The 17,225-nt window shown below is 69.6% G+C and carries 17 protein-coding genes; 8 read left to right on the top strand and 9 right to left on the bottom strand.

The window, feature by feature from the left end:
- Window positions 1-15: 15 nt before the first annotated feature.
- The 6 genes from OG241_RS49660 (at window position 16) to OG241_RS49635 (ending at window position 9,893) form a co-directional block, all read left to right on the top strand.
- Entirely contained in the window at window positions 16-1,227 is a 1,212-nt protein-coding gene (locus OG241_RS49660; protein WP_405825787.1) for an SGNH/GDSL hydrolase family protein, read from the top strand.
- Window positions 1,228-1,239: 12 nt separating this feature from the next.
- On the top strand, window positions 1,240-3,381 hold the full coding sequence (locus OG241_RS49655; RefSeq protein ID WP_405825785.1) for a GDSL-type esterase/lipase family protein: 2,142 nt from the start codon (window positions 1,240-1,242) through the stop codon (window positions 3,379-3,381).
- Between the two features lie 11 nt (window positions 3,382-3,392).
- Window positions 3,393-4,826: an alpha-L-fucosidase gene (locus OG241_RS49650; protein WP_405825783.1), complete on the top strand. Its 1,434-nt coding sequence runs from the start codon at window positions 3,393-3,395 to the stop codon at window positions 4,824-4,826.
- A gap of 5 nt (window positions 4,827-4,831) precedes the next feature.
- Window positions 4,832-5,773 (top strand): hypothetical protein, encoded by a 942-nt coding sequence (locus OG241_RS49645; RefSeq protein WP_405825781.1) that lies wholly within the window; start codon window positions 4,832-4,834, stop codon window positions 5,771-5,773.
- Window positions 5,770-6,663: a beta-glucosidase gene (locus OG241_RS49640; protein WP_405825780.1), complete on the top strand. Its 894-nt coding sequence runs from the start codon at window positions 5,770-5,772 to the stop codon at window positions 6,661-6,663. Before OG241_RS49645 ends, OG241_RS49640 begins: the two co-directional genes overlap by 4 nt.
- A 77-nt stretch (window positions 6,664-6,740) precedes the next feature.
- Complete coding sequence (locus OG241_RS49635; RefSeq protein WP_405825778.1) at window positions 6,741-9,893, top strand: alpha-N-acetylglucosaminidase TIM-barrel domain-containing protein; 3,153 nt, start codon at window positions 6,741-6,743, stop codon at window positions 9,891-9,893.
- Between the two features lie 65 nt (window positions 9,894-9,958).
- Here the strand turns inward: OG241_RS49635 and OG241_RS49630 are convergent, their stop codons facing one another.
- The 7 genes from OG241_RS49630 to OG241_RS49600 form a co-directional block, all read right to left on the bottom strand.
- Window positions 9,959-10,633: a 2-phosphosulfolactate phosphatase gene (locus tag OG241_RS49630; RefSeq protein ID WP_405825776.1), complete on the bottom strand. Its 675-nt coding sequence runs from the start codon at window positions 10,631-10,633 to the stop codon at window positions 9,959-9,961.
- A gap of 43 nt (window positions 10,634-10,676) precedes the next feature.
- The gene (locus OG241_RS49625) at window positions 10,677-11,066 is read right to left on the bottom strand and encodes a hypothetical protein (RefSeq protein ID WP_405825775.1); all 390 of its coding nucleotides are present in this window, start codon (window positions 11,064-11,066) and stop codon (window positions 10,677-10,679) included.
- A gap of 53 nt (window positions 11,067-11,119) precedes the next feature.
- Window positions 11,120-12,037 carry an aminoglycoside phosphotransferase family protein gene (locus tag OG241_RS49620; RefSeq protein ID WP_405825773.1) on the bottom strand — a complete coding sequence of 306 codons (918 nt, stop codon included), beginning with the start codon at window positions 12,035-12,037 and terminating at the stop codon, window positions 11,120-11,122.
- 95 nt (window positions 12,038-12,132) lie between these two features.
- On the bottom strand, window positions 12,133-12,945 hold the full coding sequence (locus tag OG241_RS49615) for an acyl carrier protein (protein ID WP_405825771.1): 813 nt from the start codon (window positions 12,943-12,945) through the stop codon (window positions 12,133-12,135).
- A gap of 245 nt (window positions 12,946-13,190) precedes the next feature.
- On the bottom strand, window positions 13,191-13,637 hold the full coding sequence (locus OG241_RS49610) for an ATP-binding protein (RefSeq protein WP_405825769.1): 447 nt from the start codon (window positions 13,635-13,637) through the stop codon (window positions 13,191-13,193).
- A 189-nt stretch (window positions 13,638-13,826) separates the two neighbouring features.
- Window positions 13,827-14,504 (bottom strand): polysaccharide deacetylase family protein, encoded by a 678-nt coding sequence (locus tag OG241_RS49605; RefSeq protein ID WP_405825767.1) that lies wholly within the window; start codon window positions 14,502-14,504, stop codon window positions 13,827-13,829.
- 2 nt (window positions 14,505-14,506) lie between these two features.
- The gene (locus OG241_RS49600; RefSeq protein WP_405825765.1) at window positions 14,507-15,196 is read right to left on the bottom strand and encodes a glycoside hydrolase family 11 protein; all 690 of its coding nucleotides are present in this window, start codon (window positions 15,194-15,196) and stop codon (window positions 14,507-14,509) included.
- Window positions 15,197-15,500: 304 nt separating this feature from the next.
- Between OG241_RS49600 and OG241_RS49595 the strand changes: the two genes are divergently transcribed.
- On the top strand, window positions 15,501-15,854 hold the full coding sequence (locus OG241_RS49595) for a VOC family protein (protein ID WP_405825763.1): 354 nt from the start codon (window positions 15,501-15,503) through the stop codon (window positions 15,852-15,854).
- A gap of 113 nt (window positions 15,855-15,967) precedes the next feature.
- Here OG241_RS49595 and OG241_RS49590 read toward each other — a convergent pair whose 3' ends face one another.
- Together OG241_RS49590 and OG241_RS49585 are read right to left on the bottom strand one after the other, a co-directional pair.
- Window positions 15,968-16,144, bottom strand: coding sequence for a CsbD family protein (locus tag OG241_RS49590; RefSeq protein WP_405826863.1), 177 nt, complete (start codon window positions 16,142-16,144; stop codon window positions 15,968-15,970).
- Between the two features lie 99 nt (window positions 16,145-16,243).
- Window positions 16,244-16,414 carry a hypothetical protein gene (locus OG241_RS49585; RefSeq protein ID WP_405825761.1) on the bottom strand — a complete coding sequence of 57 codons (171 nt, stop codon included), beginning with the start codon at window positions 16,412-16,414 and terminating at the stop codon, window positions 16,244-16,246.
- 281 nt (window positions 16,415-16,695) lie between these two features.
- Here OG241_RS49585 and OG241_RS49580 point away from each other — a divergent pair, with 281 nt between their 5' ends.
- On the top strand, window positions 16,696-17,070 hold the full coding sequence (locus OG241_RS49580) for a hypothetical protein (protein WP_405825759.1): 375 nt from the start codon (window positions 16,696-16,698) through the stop codon (window positions 17,068-17,070).
- Window positions 17,071-17,225 lie beyond the last annotated feature (155 nt).

Raw genomic sequence — 17,225 nt, 5'->3', positions numbered from 1 at the left:
TCGACACGCGGCGGGTTGGCCGCCCTGTTGCTGGCGCTCGTCGCCGTCGTGACCGGTCCGGCGACGCCCGCAGGAGCCGGTCAGCAGGCAGGGCCGCGGGTGGGTCGAAGTGGCTGGACCGGGACCTGGGCGACGGCGCCGAGCGAGCACTACGAGGTCTCGGGAATGTCCGAGGTGTCGGTACGGATGCCGGTGCGCACCAGCGTCGGCGGCTCCCGGGTGCGTATCCGGCTGTCCAACGCCTACGCCACCGGGCCCGTGACCATCGGGCACGCGACCGTGGGGCTGCGCGACGGCGGCTCCGCCGTCACCAAGCCCCACGAGCTCCGGTTCGGCGGGAAGCGTCAGGTCACGGTCCCGGCGGGCGGTGAAGCGGCGAGCGACCCGGTCGGTTTCGCCCTGCCCGCCCGGGCCGACCTGGTGGTCAGCCTCTATCTGTCCGGCCAGGTCACGCACATCACCGACCACTGGTGGGCACAGCAGACCGTGTACTGGACGGACTACGGGGCGGGTGACCATACCGCCGACACCGGTGGTGACGCCTTCACCTGGACGACGACGAGCTGGCCGTTCCTCTCCGGCGTCGACGTGACAGCGCCGAGGGCCGGAGCGGTGGTGGCGCTGGGCGACTCGATCACCGACGGGTCCTACTCGACGGCGGACACCAACCAGCGCTGGCCCGACCTGCTCTCCGCGCGGCTGAACGCCTGCCGGCCCGGTGCCGGAGTGCTCAACGCGGGCATCACCAGCAACCGGATCACCGCGGGAACCGAGACCAACCCCTCCGCCCTGGACCGCCTCGACCGGGATGTGCTGTCCCAGCCGGGCGCGAGGTCGCTGATCCTCTTCGAGGGCATCAACGACCTCGGCGGGGCGAGTGCCGAGCAGATCATCGCCGGGATGACGGAGATCGCCGCCCGGGCGCACCAGCGCCGGATGCGGGTCGTCGGCGCCACGATCACGCCGTACAAGGACTTCACCTGGGGTGGCTGGACCGAGGAGACGGAAGCCCGGCGGCAACAGGTCAACGCGTTCGTCCGGCATTCCGGCGGGGTCTTCGACGACTACGCCGACTTCGACCGGGCGGTACGTGACCCGGCGGACCCGCGGCGGCTCGGTCAGGCATACGACTCCGGTGACCATCTGCATCCCGACGACGCCGGCATGAAGGCGTTCGCCGACTCCATCGACCTCAACTCGCTCGGCCTCGGCCGCGGCTGTTCCTGAGGAGGACCCGTAGTGCTCGGACACCGACGACTGGCGGTTCTGGCCGCGGCCATGGGGGCCCTGGTGGCAGGGCTGCTGCTCCCGGCCGCCCCCACCGCCGTGGCGGCACAACAGACACAGAAGTGGACCGGAACCTGGGCGACCGCCCAGCACGCCGCGTACGACCCGGGCACCTCGGAGGTGACCGTACGGATTCCCGTGCGCGTGAGCGCGGGCGGGTCGAGTGTGCGCATCCGGCTGACCAACGGCTTCACCACCGAGCCGGTGACCATCGGACACGCGACCGTCGGACTCGGTGACAGCGGCAACGGCGGCGCGGTCACGAAGCCGCGAAGGCTCGACTTCGGCGGGAAGAGCGAGGTGACGGTTCCGGCCGGCGGGGAGGCGGCGAGCGACCAGGTCCGGCTCTCCGTGCCCGCCCGGAGCAGCGTGGTGGTCAGCCTGTACTTCCCGGGCCGGCTCACCCACATCAGCCAGCACTGGATGGGCCTGCAGACCGTCTACTGGACGCCCGACGGCGGCGGTGACCACGCCGGGGACACCGCCGGAGCCGCCTTCACCCGTACGGACTCCACGTTCCCGTTCCTGACCGGTGTCGATGTACGGGGCGGCAGCGCGGCCGGGGCCGTGGTCACGCTCGGCGACTCGATCACGGACGGGGCGTCCTCCACGTCGAACGCCGACCGGCGTTGGCCCGACTATCTGGCGGCGCGGCTGTCCGCCTGCTCGACCACCGCCGGCGTACTGAACGAGGGCATCAGCGGCAATCGGATCACGGCCGGTACGGACGGCAACCCGTCGGCGCTCGAACGGCTGGAGCGCGATGTGCTGGCCCAGCCGAACGCCCGCACGGTGGTCCTGTTCGAGGGCGTCAACGACCTCAGCTGGGGCGGCGCCACCGGAGACCAGGTGATCGACGGCATGAAGGAGATCGCCCGGCGGGTGCACGAGCGCGGTCTGCGGTTGATCGGCGCGACCGTCGTCCCGTACCGGGGCTGGGGCGACTGGTGGACGGAGGCCAAGGAGGCCGACCGACAGAAGGTCAACTCGTTCGTCCGGGACTCCGGCGGCGTCCTCGACGGGTACGCCGACTTCGACCGGGCGGTACGCGACCCGGACGAACCCACCCGCTACGCCGCCGCGTTCGACTCCGGTGACCACCTGCATCCCAACGACACCGGGATGAAGGCGTTCGCCGACGCCATCGACCTGCCCGGGCTGCGCGTGGCGCGCGACTGTCCCTCGACCCGGGTCCGCCTCACCCCGTACCGGCCGAGTCTGCAGGCGGGCGGGCAGGGCACGAGGATCACGGCGACCCTGACCAACGACGGCCGTACGGCGGCCACCGACGTCCGTACCCGACTGGATCTCCCGGCGGGCTGGTCAGCCGAACCGGCGGGCGGCGCACAGCTGCGTGTCCTCGGCCCCGGGGAAAGCACCACCGTCACCTGGACGGTCACTCCCGGATCCGACACTGCCTGGGGCACCCACTCGTTGGGGGTGCGCAGCTCCTACCGCCAGAGCGGCAAGCGGCGTCTGGACACCGACGAGGTGGACGCCACGGTCGCCCCCGCCCCCTCCGGCGTACAGGCGCCGTACCTGACGACCGCCACCACCGACGACGCCCGGTACGCGCAGAACGGCGGCCAGTTCGCCATCTGGGCGGGCGGCCAGGACCTGTCCGGCTGGAAGGACGAGAAGGCCGCCGTCTATCTTCCCGGCGCCGCACCCTCCTCCGGTTCCGTGACGGCACGGGTCGTCGCGCAGACCGGCAGCGGGCCCTCCGCCAAGGCCGGGATCGCCGTCGCCAACGACCTGACCGCGCCCGACAAGGGCGGCTACGCCGTACTGACCATGTCCGCGCAGTTCGGCCTGGAGTTCATGACCGACAGCGACGGTGACGGGCGCCTGGACACCTGGGCGGGCGGCGGCTCCTCCTACCACCCCGCCTGGCTGAGGCTCGCCCGCGAGGGTGCCGCGTACACGGCCTACGCCAGTGCCGACGGCATCGTCTGGCAGCAGATCGCCGCCGCCACGGTGCCGTCCGCGAGCGGCGGCGAGGGCGACGCGGGGATGGTCGCGAGCGCCGTCAACCTCAACTACCCCGGCCAGACGACCACCGCTGTCTTCGACTCCTTCTCCTCCACCAAGTGAGAGGCACCTCCATGGCAGTCAACCGCAGGCATTTCATGACCACGGCCGCTGCCGTCGGCGGCGCCGTACTCCTCGCCCCGCCCGGCACCGCCCAGGCACTCACCAACGGCACCGGTGTCCCCGACTACCGGCCCACCAAGTCGTCCCTCGACACCCACCCGGTGCCGCGCTGGTACAAGGACGCCAAGTTCGGCATCTTCGTCCACTGGGGCGTCTACTCGGCGATCGGCGGCGCGACGCCGAGGAGCGCCTCCGAGTGGTACCTGTGGTACCAGAGCTTCAAGGACAGCGCCGAGTGGAAGTACCACCGCGACACCTACGGCGAGGACGTCACCTACGACGACTTCATCCCGCAGTTCAAGGCCGAGAAGTACGACCCCGACGCCTGGGTGCGGCTGTTCGAGCAGGCGGGCGCCGAGTACTTCGCGCTGACCAGCAAACACCACGACGGATTCGCCCTCTACCCAAGCAAGTTGACGGACCGTCACTCGGTGGCGTACGGCCCGAAACGGGACCTCGTCGGCGAGTTGATGGCCGCGGCCCGCAGACGCGGCACGGTTCGGCCCGGCCTCTACTACTCGCTCGGCGAGTTCTTCAACCCGTCGATCGGCCGGCCGATGCGCAACTTCTACACCGACCAGGAGATCCCGCTGACCGGCTACAAGCCGGTCGCGGACTACGTCGGCGACTACGAACTCAAGCAGCTCTACGAGATCATCGACCGTTATGACCCGGAACTGCTGTGGGCGGACGGACAGTGGTTCAGGCCCACCGACAACCCGCCGTGGCGCAGCGAAGAACCCATGGCCCACTACTACAACCGGGCCAAGAACCGCAGGCACCCCAAGGGTGTGGTGATCAACGACCGGTTCGACACCCACTTCGACTTCGCGACGTACGAGCAGCGCACCAACCCCACGATGGACCCGCAGAAGTGGGAGTGCTGCATGACCATCGGCTACTCCTGGGGCTACAACAGGCACGAGCCGGACGAGGACTACAAGACGTCCGAGTTCCTGATCCAGCTGCTCGCCGACGTGGTCAGCAAGAACGGCAACCTGCTGCTGAACATCGGCCCCAGGCCGGACGGCACGATCCCCGACGTCATGCAGGAGCGGCTGCGGGACATCGGCGCCTGGCTGAAGACCAACGGCCCCGCGATCTACGGGTCGACGCCCTGGGTACGGGCGGAGGAGGAGGGCAGCCCGCTCGGCATCCGCTACACCGTCTCCCCCGGCAAGTTCAACATCATCGTGCTGGGCGCCCCCAGCGGCACGCTCTCGGTGCCCGGCGACATCCCCGTCAGCGCCACGTCCCGGATCAGGCTGCTGGGCAGGAACGGCAACCTGCGGTGGACCCGCCGTGACGGCAGGATCCACATCACCGTCCCCTCGTCGCTGCCCAGCGACGTCGCCAACGTCTTCACCGTCGACTGGGACCGGTGAGCCGCATGGGAACCCGTACCGGAACCGAGTTCGACACCCAGGGGCCATCGCTCACCGTCACCACGGAACCGGCCGAGCCGGCCAGTGGGGACACAGTGACCGCCACGGCGGTCCTCACCAACGACTGCCCCTTCCCGCTCCGCAACACCGTGCTCCATCTGATCGACCCCGGCGCCCTCACCGCGGCGAAGACCATCGCGCTCGGCGACCTGCGGCGCGGCGCGCGGATCACCCGGCGCTGGCAGACGTCGATGCCGGCCGACGTGGCCGGGAACGTGTCGTTCACCGCTCACCTGGTCTTCGACGTCGACGGGCGCAGCAGCGACTGCGCCCGGTCCTCGAAGACGGTCACTGTGCCCTACGAGCCCAACGGGGTACGGGACCCGTACCGGACGTTCGCCACCACCGACGACGCCCAGTTCGGCCAGTACGGCAGCCAGTTGGTGATCTGGGCGGGCGGCCGGGACCTGTCGGGCGGCACCGACGAGAAGGGGGGCATCCAACTCCCCGGCTCCGCCGCCGAGTCGAGCGTGGTGCAGGTGAAGGCGGTCGGCCTCACCGGCACCGACAACCCCAGCGCGAAGTACGGCATCGCCGTCGCCAACGACCTGACCGCGCCCGACAAGGGCGGTTACGCGGTGCTGACCATGTCGCTGCAGTTCGGCCTGGAGTTCATGACCGACAGCGACGGCGACGGGCACCTCGACACCTGGGCCGGCGGCGGTGGTTCGACGCACCCGTCCTGGCTGCGGCTGGTCCGCTCCGGCACCACGTACACGGCGTACAGCACCACCAACGAGCTGTCCTGGAGCGAGATCGCGCGCGTGACCGTGCCCTCGGCGAGCGGGGCCATGGACGCCGGCGTGGTCGCCAGCGCGGTCAACACCAACTATCCCGGTACGACCGTCCGCGCGGTCTTCGACCGGTTCTCCGTGGAGGAAGCGTGAGCCCCTACCGCCCCGAGGAGGACTTCCTCGCCCCGCCCGTGTCGCTCACCTTGGAGCCGACCGCCCCGGAGCCCGGTCAGACGGTGACGCTGACGGCCCAACTCACCAACACCACACGGATCCTGCTGCACGGCACGGTGCTGTACCTCTCGGTGGCCGGCGGCGGCCAGGCGTCCTCCATCGGCAGGTTGGCACCCGGCGCGTCGGTGACCCGTACCTGGCGGACCCGGCTCTCCGACGACGCCGAGGGCGTGCTCCCGTTCATCGCGCACGCGATCTTCGACGTGCACGAGAACGGCTCCGACTGCACCCGCACGACCTCGTCACTGAGACTGCCGTACCAGTCGTTGGCCGGCGCTTTCGACAACGCCGGCATCGCCTCTGACAACGACGTCACCGCCGCCGACATCGACGGCTCGGGCTCCAGCCTGTCCGCCGAGGCGCTCGCGTCGGCCGGGCTGACCCCTGGGGCCCCGGTCACCTATGACGGGACCACCTTCACCTGGCCGGACACCGAACCGGGAGACCCGGACAACGTGGTGTCCGCCGGCCAGACCGTACGGCTGGCCGGCACGGGCGGGCGGCTGGCCTTCCTCGGCACCTCCACCTGGGGCGCGGGCAAGGGCCCCGGGAAGGTCGTGTACGCGGACGGCACGGAGCAGGACTTCTCCGTCGAGGTGCCCGACTGGTACGGGGCGTACGCCTCCGCCGCGGTGGTGCTGCCGTATCGCAACACTCCTTCCGGGCGGGACGACAACCCCGTCAGCCTCTTCACCTTCGGCGTCGATCTGGCGGACAAGGAGCTGCGCTCCGTCGTGCTGCCGAAGGTCGGCGACGGCCTCGGCAGCGGCGGCCCCGCCCTGCACATCTTCGCGATGACCGTCGCCTGATGTCGCACCTCTGATGCCGAACGCCTCATGTCGAACGCCTGATGTCGGAAGATCCGGAAAGTCCTGGGAGGACGTCCATGACAGGCAATCAACCGCTCAGCCGCAGAGGTCTGTTGACGGGAGCCGCCGCGTTCGGCGGTGTGGTGCTGCTGTCCCCGCCGCAGGGCGCCCACGCGGCCGAAGGGACCGCCGGCCGACCCACGAACCCGTTCGACACGGCCCCCGCGTCGGCCGCGCTGCGACGGCTGCTCCCCGATCACCACCGGCAGCTCACGCTGCGCGCGCTGACCGGCGGCACCAGCGACCGCTTCCGGGTCACCGGTCGGGCTGGGGCGATCACCGTGGAGGGCACCAGCCCGGCCGTCCTGCTCACCGGGCTCAACACCTATCTCGCGCGGGCGGCGAAGGCCGACATCTCCTGGAACGGCGAACAGCTGAACCTGCCCAGGCTGCTGCCCGCCCCCGCCGGTGAGATCACCGGATCGGCGAACGTGCCGCACCGGTTCGCCCTCAACGACACCAACGACGGCTACACCGGCCCCTACCGCGACTGGGACGCGTGGGAACGGGAACTGGACGTCCTCGTGCTGCACGGCATCAACGAGGTCCTCGTCTACACCGGCGCCGACGCCGTCTACTACGACACCTTCCGCCGATTCGGCTACTCCGACGTGGAGTTGAGAGCGTGGATCCCGGCGCCCGCCCATCAGCCGTGGTGGCTGCTGCAGAACATGTCGGGGTTCGGCGGCCCGGTGTCCCGGCGGCTCATCGAGAAGCGCGCCGACCTCGCCGCGAAGATCACCGCCCGGGTGCGCGAGCTGGGCATGACTCCCGTACTGCCGGGCTACTTCGGTACCGTGCCCGACGAGTTCGTCGCGAAGAACGGCGGTGACGCGGCGGTCGTACCGCAGGGTGACTGGGGCGCCTTCAAGCGACCCGACTGGCTCGACCCGCGTACGACCGCGTTCGGCGAGGTCGCCGCCGCCTTCTACCGGGCCCAGTCGGAACGCTTCGGCGACAGCACGATGTACAAGATGGATCTGCTGCACGAGGGCGGCAACCCCGGTGACGTACCCGTGGGACAGGCCGCGAAGGCCGTGGCAGCGGCGCTGCGCAAAGCCCACCCGGGCGCCGTCTGGGCGATCCTCGGCTGGCAGAACAACCCCAGCAAGGACATCCTCGACGCCGTCGACAGGTCCGGGATGTTCGTCGTCGACGGCCTGTCGGACCGCTATACGACGGTCACCGACCGGGAGAGCGACTGGGGCGGCACCCCGTACGCCTTCGGCAGCATCTGGAACTTCGGCGGACACACCCCGATGGGGGCCAACGCCCCGGACTGGGTGGAGCAGTACCCGAAGTGGCGGGACAAGGACGACAGCGCCCTGGCCGGTATCGCCGCCATGCCGGAGGCCGCCGACAACAACCACGCCGCGCTGGCCCTGCTCACCGACCTGGCCTGGACGCCCGGCACGATCGACCTCGACGACTGGTTCGCCTCGTACGCCGTGTCCCGGTACGGCGCCGAGGACCCGCACGCCCTCGCGGCCTGGAGGACCATCGGCAGCACGGCGTACGGCATGACCCGCCGCGACTCCTGGAGCGAGGCGCCCGACGGGCTGTTCGGGGCCCGTCCGAGCCTGGGTGCGAACAAGGCGGCGGCCTGGGGGCCGGAGGCGGACCGCTACGACACCACCGCCTTCGACCTGGCGCTGACCGAACTGCTCCAGGTGGCGCCCGCGTCGCGCGACAGCTCGGCGTACCGCTACGACCTGGCCGATGTGGCCCGGCAGGTACTGTCCAACCGGAGCCGGCTGCTTCTGCCGCAGATCAAGGCTGCCTACGACACGGCCGACCGGGCCCGCTTCGACGAGCTCACCGGCGTCTGGCTCGACTGGATGAAGCTCATGGACAAGGTGCTGGCCACCAGCGGGCAGCACCTGCTCGGGAGGTGGCTGGCCGACGCCCGTTCCTGGGGCGGCACAAGGGCCGAGAAGGACCAACTGGAGTACGACGCCCGGTCGATCATCACCACCTGGGGCGGCCGGCCCAGCAGCGACGAGGGGCTGCACGACTACGCCAACCGGGAGTGGTCGGGCCTGGTCGGCGGCCTCTATCTCACGCGCTGGACGCTGTACTTCCGGGAGCTGTCCCGCGCCCTGCGGCAGAACCGGCCGCCGAAGTCGGTCGACTGGTTCGCGCTGGAGGACGACTGGGCGCACCGGCACGACAGTTACCCGACGAAGACCAGCGGCGACATCCACCGGCTGGCTCGACGGGTGCACGACACCCTGGCCGCCGACACCCACCAGGTCACGCTGACGGCGTCCTCCCCCAGGGGCGCGGTGGTGGAGGGCAGCGCGGTGACGGTCACCGTGGAGTTCACCAACCGCAACGGGTTCGCCCCGGCGACCGGCGTCACGCTGGCCGTCGAGGCGCCGGAGGGGCTGACCGCCCGGCCGGTCGGCGCGGTGACCGCCGCCTCGGTCGCACCGGGCGAGAGGTTCTCGGCGGCCTTCGAGATCACTCTCACCGGTTCCGTCGACGCTCTGGTCACCCGTGTCCGCGCCACCGCCTCGTACCGCGGTGGCGCCTCGAAGGGCTCGGCGGGTTCGGCGGGTACGCCCCGGGGTTCGGCCTCCGCGTCGGTGCGGCTCATGGCCGGTACGGGGGTGCGCGACCCGTACCGGACCGCGAACTTCAACGACGCCGTCTTCGGTCAGTCGGGCGCCGCGCTGGCCATCGAGGGCGGGGGCGCCGACCTGTGGGGCGGCACCAACCAGTTCGGCGCCGTCCATCGCGCGGGCGCGTTCGGATCCGCCTCGACCGCCACGGTGCGGGTCGCCTCGCAGGACAGCACCGGCGGGTGGGCCCGGGCCGGGCTCATCGTCCGCAACGACCTGTCCGCCGACGGCTCCCCCGGGTACGTCAACCTGGCCGTGACGCCGTCCAACGGATGCGTGCTGTCCTGGGACTCCGGCCAGGACGGGACGTTCGACTCGATCGCACTGGCCGGCTCGTTCGCCGCACCGGTGTTCCTGCGCCTGACCCGCGCCGGCTCCGCCTACATGGGCGAGGCCAGCACCGACGGCACGACCTGGACCACCGTCGGTACGGCCACACCCGGTGGCGCCGCCGCCACCCAGGACGTGGGGGTCTTCATGACGGCGGCGAACGGCTGGACCAGCACCCGTGGGATCGCCGAGTTCCAGGACTTCACGGTCACCTGACCCCCGGCCCGGGATCTGCATCTGGATCTGGGCACGGTTTGTTCGGTAGCCGGCCGCTTCGGGTGTCAGTTCGCGTGTGGACGCAGGACCATGAGCGAGTCTTCCGAGGTCGCCACCATGGCAAAGGGGAAGCGGTCGATCTCGAGACAGAGTGCGACGTCGTCAGGGTGGGCTCCTTGACGCAACCCCGCCGCCAGTTCGGCGGCGGCACGCGACTCGGCGGCGCGGCGGAGGAAGTCGGCAGCGTCCGTCTCGGCCTGGGTGGTCCGCCGGGCGATGTACTGGGCGCACGCCAGGTCTTCCTCGGCCTGCCCGTCTTCGCCGGTGACCACGAACGTGACGGCGTCACTGCCGCGGGCCCGCAGGAGCTGAGCCGTCGCCTCCGCCACCACGAAGCCGGCGCACAGCACCAGCGGCGCGTCCTTCACCGCCAGGGCGCCGACCGTACCCGCGGTGGTCTTCTGTACGACGGTCCGTCCGCCCAGGTCCACAGAGCGCAGCAGACCGGGCGAGTTGACCATGTCGAACCCCGGCGCGGGCGCACCGTCCTTGAGCGCCACCCAGTCCGGGTGGCGAGCCTTGAGCGCCAGGGCCTCGTCCAGCGACCCGGCGAGAACGATCTTCTGCGCACCTTGGGCGAAGGCCCAGGCAGCCACGGTGAACGCGCGCATGACGTCGACCACGACCGCCACAGACGGAGTTTCGACCAGATCGGTGATGCCAAGGAAACGAGCGTCCATTCCGCACATGATCGCGCACGCCCGCCCCGAAGCCCATGGGTTTTTACGGCTTCGGGGCCGCCGCACGGAACAGGGCCAGGAGAGTTCGGGCCGGCGGCGCGTCCGCGTCGAAGAACTGCGTGGACAGCTCGGCCGGCACCACCGTGCCGTGCATCCGGACCTCGTGGCACCTGAAGCAGAACGCCGCCTCGAACAACACCAGGTCGAGGCTGTCCTCGTACGCCCGGATGCCCCAGCCCGGCGAGAAGCCGCAGCGGTGCTGTTCACTGCCGGGCAGGGTTTCGATCAAGGCGAGTGCCTCGGCAGCCTCGTTCCCGGCCCAGTGGGCGACGACCTCGCCGACGTACGGGGTGCCTGGTCTGATCGGGATGCCGGACATCCTTACGACCTCGATCAGCGCGGTGGCCGCGACCGCCCGGGTGGGAAGTCGCATGGTCGCAGTCTGCCCTCCGGGTCGAGCGAGGCCCACGGCGTGTCCGGAGCCCATCAGTGGGAGGCCGTCGCGAGGAGGCGTCGCAGCGAGGCCTGGGCGGGCGGGCCCCAGGTGGGCTTGCCCCCGGGTTGGCCGCGGACGCCGGCATCCGCGATGAGGAGGCCGCTGAGGGCGCGCAGCACCGCCCAGCCCCGGGCACGTCGCAAGATCGCGGCGTCCGGGGTCGGCCGGTACGCCCCGTAGAAGCGGTCGACGGCACCGTCCGGCAGGAGTATCCAAGGGGCGGCGAGGTCGCAGGCCGGATCCCCCGCGCAGAGGTCGCCGAAGTCGATCACGCCACAGAAGGTGCCGTCCGTGGTGAGCACGTTGGCCGGATGCAGGTCGCCGTGGAGCCACAGCGCCGGGCCCGTCCACTGGGGCGCGGCGACGGCGTCCTCCCAGACCGCGCGGACGGCGTCCGGGTCGGGGATCAGCCCCAGCTCGGTGGCCGAGGCGAGCTGCCCGGCGAACCCCTCGGCATGGTCGGTCAGCGGCCCCCCGCGGTCACGACCGGCGGGCGCCCCGGTGGGAGCCGGCCGGTGAAGAGCCGTCAGAAAGACGGCCAACGTGTCCGCCGCCTCCGCCGCGCGGGTCACCGGGGTGCGGTCGGCGGGCTCGCCCGGCACCCAGGTGGTGACGATCCAGGGCCGCGGAAACCGCTCGGAGGGCTCACCGAGGCGCTGCGGAACAGGGATTCTCAGCGGAAGGTGTGGGGCGAGGGCGGGCACCCAGGTGTGTTCCTTGCGCAGCAACATGTCCGCGGACCCCGTCGCCCAGGGCAGCCGGACGGCGAGGTCGTCGCCGAGCCGCCACAGTTGGTTGTCCCAGCCGCGCGCGCCGAGCCGTACAGGGTGATCGGCGAGGTCGGGGTGCTGGTCGCGCAGCAGATCGTGGACCAGTTCCGCGGTGATCTCTATGTCGGTGTGGGCCATGCGGAGCAACGGTAGTAGAGCGCAGCCCCAAGGGTCACTCTCCGCTGGTTCGAGAGTGACCCGTCTCCGGGGCCGACGGGCCCCTTTTTGGAGGGTTACCTGCGCGGGAGCGAGGTGTTGGTGATCGGGAGCTTCTGCACCGTGCCCGCCACGTAGAGATCCCTCGGAGCCGTGCGCAGCTTGAACGTGTCGTCGTAGCCCCGCACGCGCACGGACATCACGAAGAAGCCGTCGTCCTCAGTGGTCGTCTGCACACGGGACTCGTTCTCCCAGTAGGTCTGCAGGAAGACCTCTGTGCCCCCGCGCTCGATCCCCTTGGGAAGGGCGACCTTGCCCTGGATGGTGAGGATGGTGCCCTTCTTCACCTTCTTCTTGTTGACCGTGTAGGTGACCGAGCTGGCCTTGGCCTTGGTGGTCACGATGGTGCGCGCGAAGGTGTCGTCCTGCGGGGTGCTGGGGTTGCCGTCCGCGTCGTAGGAGGCCGTGATCTCCACCTTGCGCTGAACGTCGAGCAGGCTGCTGCTGGTCTCGTGGTCGATTTCGACGCGGGGGATGGTGAACTTGCCCTTGGCGTCGGTGACCGGTGTGCCCAGGTCGCGCGGCTCGTAGTCGGTGGGGTCGATCGGGTCGCCCCAGGGGTTCCAGCTGGTGAAGCGGACGACCTCCTGGACGGCGACGGGGATGTTGGGCACCGGGGTGCCGTCGGCCTTGGTGAGGGTACCGGTGACGTCGACGCGGCGGTGGGTGTAGTCGGTGGTGGTCGGATTGGTGCTCACCGTCAGCACATAGGTGCTGACGGGAGCGTCGTCGGACGGCTTCGCCGACGCGGTGGACGTGGACAGGGCGCCTGCGGTGAGCAGGAGCGCGGCCGTGACGACAAGCCGCGTGGACAGGGACTTCCTGGGCACAGTTCAACTCCGAGTTCGGTCGTGACTAGAGGAGTCGCGCCGGGCGGCACCGGTTCCGCCGCGGCGCAGTTGTGCGACACACCGGGTTCGACCGGCGGGGCGGGACGGTAGTTGTACCTGTGCGGCCACTGTTACACGGCTGTGGCAGAGACGGTTTCGACCGGGCGCCGGGGTGCACCTCTGAGGTCAGCTGCGGGCCGCCCTTGCCCTCGGCGGGCCGGAGTTGGGGACGTCGGAGGGGGCGGCTACTCGGCGGGGCCGCGCAGGCGCAGGTGAGCGACGATCTGTTTGCCGGTGCCCAGGGCGGTGGTGTGCAGTTGGTCGCACAGGCTGGTGACCAGCTGCAGGCCGTGCCCACCGACGCTGCGGACGTCGTATGCGCGCAACTCGGGTGGGCGTGGGGAGTTGTCACGCACTGTGATACGCAGCAGGGCGGCGTCGGGCGTCACCTCCAGGGCCAGGCCGCCCGGACCTGGGGCGTGGCGCAGCGCGTTGGTGACCAGCTCACTCACGACCAGCTGGGCGTCCTGGCTGGGCCGGTGGTCAGGGGGGTGGCCGGCATCGGCCAGCAGCGCGCGCACGGCCGCTCGGGCGTCGGCGATCGATGCGTCTGCCGTGTCCCAGGCAGCGCTGTATCGCAGGGCTGCGGGTTCCCGTTCATCCGATGCCCGGTTTTTGATCGGGGTGACCATAGGACTCTTCCCGTGGATCGGTTCTTCGTCGTCTCAGCTTGTTGTCTGTTTCCGTCGCGTGATTTCGCCTACCCACTGTCGTCTCGTTCATGGTTTACGAGACAGACGGTGGCGCGACGGCTGGGGGCCGTCGCGCCACTGGTGGGGAACTGCCGCCTGTCCCTGGTCGGAGGGGTCGGAGGGGGTCGGCTAAGGAGCCACGGCTCGTCCGGTCGCCGGGGAGATCCTTCCCGCGCACAGACCACGGCCGGTCAAGCCCTGCGCGATGCGTGGAACCGCCGCGAGCGTGTTGGCGGACCAGTCGTGCATGAGGATGACCTGCCCGTTGGTGAGCCGGGCGGCGGCCTGCACGATCGCGTCGGTACTGGCCCCGTTCCAGTCCTGCGAGTCGACGTCCCAGATGATCTGGGTCAGACCGTACTTGGCCGCGACCGCCTTCACCGTCGCGTTGGTCTCGCCGTACGGCGGACGGAAGAGCACCGGAGTGCCGCCCCCCGCGTTGGCGACGGCCTGCTGGGTCCGGGCGATCTCCGAGTCGATCTGCGACTGACCGAGCTGGGTCAGATGCGGGTGCGTGTAGCTGTGGTTGCCGACCCACATACCGGCGTTGACCTGGGCACGGACCAGGGCCGGGTTGGCCGCGGCGTACTGGCCCTCGTTGAACATGGTGGCCCGCAGCCCGTTGCGGGTGAGGGCGCCCAGCAGGGCGGTCGTGTTGGTGGACGGGCCGTCGTCGTAGGTGAGCCCGACGTACCCGTTGCAGGTGGCTGCCTGCGCCGGGGCGGCGACGTGGCCGGTGAGGGCGGTGGCGGCCGCCAGAGCGGCGGCGACCAGTAACGGCAGACGCTTTGCTGTCACGAGGGTCATGGCTAGCCCACCGTGATGTTGGAGTTGCCGCTGCTCCGGTAACCCTCGGTGGCGAGGATCATGTAGTAGTTGAAGCTGCCCATCGGCATCCCGGCGCGGGCCCAGGCGTCGAAGTGGTTGCCCGTGGTGATGGTGCCGCCGGTCCGCTTGGACTGTCGGACGCTCCAGTACTGGTTGAAGGTGCGGGTGCCTTCCACGGACGGCGCGTTGTATCGGGTCGTCTGGTAGATGTCGTACGTGCCGCCGTCGCTGTTGACGGTGCCCTTGTAGGTTCCCGTGGGCCGGTAGGTGCCCCAGTTGTCGACGATGTAGTACTCGACCAGCGGGTTGGACGTCCATCCGTACAGCGCCAGGTAGGCGTTGCCGGACGGGTTGAAGCTGCCCGAGTAACTCACGGTCCTGCGTGAGCCGTTGCTCCAGCCTTTGCCGGCCACGAAGTTCCCGGTGTTGCTCCACGAGGTGCTGTAGTTGCCGCCGGAGTTCAGGGTCATGGAGACGGTGCCCGGCGCGTCGGTCCAGAAGGAGTAGTAGTAGCCGTTGTTGGTGCCGGTCTGGTTGGTGGTGACGACCGTGGCGGCCTGAGCGGTGGTCGGCAGGGTCAGTGCGGCCACGGCGACCAGCAGCATGGTGCAGACGCCACTGATGAGCAGCCTGAGCCGTGATGCGGATGCGGATGCGGATGCGTGTTTCATGTGCGTGTTTCCTCCTCGTCCTCGGGGGACCGATGGGGGCTGCGGAACACGCGACAGTGTTGGCCGGGCCACATCAACTGTCAATGGTTCGGTATTTTCTTCGAAACATTCGAAGTGAGTGACGGTTAACCGGGAGTGTTATTCCTGCTGTTCAGCAGCACATTACGTTCCACCGACGGGGTTGGCGATTAGTCACACCCGTACGTCTCTGGATACCAACGTAAATGCTCCAGGACCATTTTCTCGAATGTTTCGAAGCCTTTGGCCGCATTGCGGGACGGAGTCGGCCTGACAGGATGACGGCATGGAACGTGTGCTGGGAATCGGTGGTTACTTCATGCGGGCGGCGGACCCGGCGACCCTGAGCGCGTGGTATCGCGACTGCCTGGGCGTGGATGCCGACGAGCACGGCCTGTGGCATCCGCAGGCCGGGCCGACGGTGTTGGCGACCTTCGAGGCCGAGACCGACTACTTCGGGTCCCGCACCCAGCAGGCCATGCTCAACTTCCGGGTCCGCGACCTGGACGCGATGCTCGCTCAACTGCGCGCCAAGGGAGCTGACGTGGCCGAGCAAACGCAGGACATGGAGGGTGTCGGCCGATTCGGCTGGGTCACTGATCCTGAGGGAAACCGAGTCGAGCTGTGGCAACCCGTCTGACCGTCTGACCCCGTCTTCACCCAGCCGACGGCATCCGGCCTGTGGCATGCCGATCCCGGCAGCCCGTGGAAACGGCTGCCGGGATCAGTGGACGTGAATCAGTGGACCTGCGCCTACTTGGGCTTACCCGCGTCCTTGGCCTTCTCCTTGGCCGCACGCAGGTCTCCCTTGGTCTCCTCGGCCTGGCCCTTCGCCTTCAGGGACTCGTTGCCCACCGCGCCGCCGACCACCTTCTTGACCTTGCCCTTGGCCTGCTCGCCCTTGGCCTTGGCCTTCTCGTCCGCAGCCACAGTCACCCACTCCTGTCTCGCTCGGAAGAACCTTCTTCCCCCCGGGTCGCCTCGGATTCCCCTCTCAAACACGGCCGTTGGTCCCGACGGTTCACCCCGTCAGCGTCTGCGGCCGGACCAGCCGGTTCCGATTCCCGCCACGTGCAGGGCCAGCAGCATCAGGCCGAGCAGCATGACGTTCGTGGACGTGAAGGCGTCGTTCGTCGAGATGTCGGCGGCGTTGATCAGGAACGCGATGAAGAACAGTACTGCCGCGCCTATACCAAGCATGGAGTGTCTCCTCTCGAAGGGTGAGACCCGTGTGCCCCCGTATCCCCCCGATAGGCCTCGGCTGTCATGGGTGACTCGCGGTGAACGACGGCGCCAGTTGTCCGTACCGGTGGTCATTCAGCAGGCATGAGCGGTCATATACGTAGCATCATCCGCCTTTTCTGACGCTCCCTCGGCCAGTACAGAAACAGCAAGGTCAGCGGCCGGCTGCCCTTCATAGGGTCCGTGCAATGGCGAGGAGGCGACGCCCGCCCCTCGCAGGACGCGGAGGAGACGTCGGTATGAGCAATGTGGAGATTTGCCTCAAGGAGATCATGGCCTCGATCGAGGGCTCGCTCGGGACCGCTCTGGTCGACTACACCAGCGGTATGGCGCTGGGCACGCTCGGGGGCAGTAAGGACCTGGACCTGACGGTTGCGGCGGCGGGCAACACCGACGTGATCCGCGCCAAGACCCGCACCATGGAACACCTCGGCCTCAAGGGCGAGATCGAGGACATCCTGATCACACTCGGCACCCAGTACCACATCCTCCGGCCGCTCAAGGGCCGTGGCGGCAACGGCTTGTTCCTCTACCTCGTGCTCGACGCGAAGAAGTCGAACCTCGCGATGGCCCGCCACCAGCTCAAGAGCGTCGAAGGGCAACTGGACGTGTAGCAAGCCGCGTTCTGAGTAGCCTCGCACGCCCACGACTTGAAGATTTCTTCAACTGGGCACATCGGGATCAGATCAATCCGATGGGCGTGCGGGGCCGGATGCACGAGAATCGGTCCGCAGGACCGCCCGTGGTGACACGAACCGGGCCACCGGGC

It is taken from the genome of Streptomyces sp. NBC_01390, from assembly GCF_045040105.1.
In the GTDB taxonomy this organism is placed as follows: Bacteria; Actinomycetota; Actinomycetes; order Streptomycetales; family Streptomycetaceae; genus Streptomyces.
Note: the sequence above shows the minus strand (reverse complement) of the source record. Positions and strands in the feature narration are given on the sequence as shown.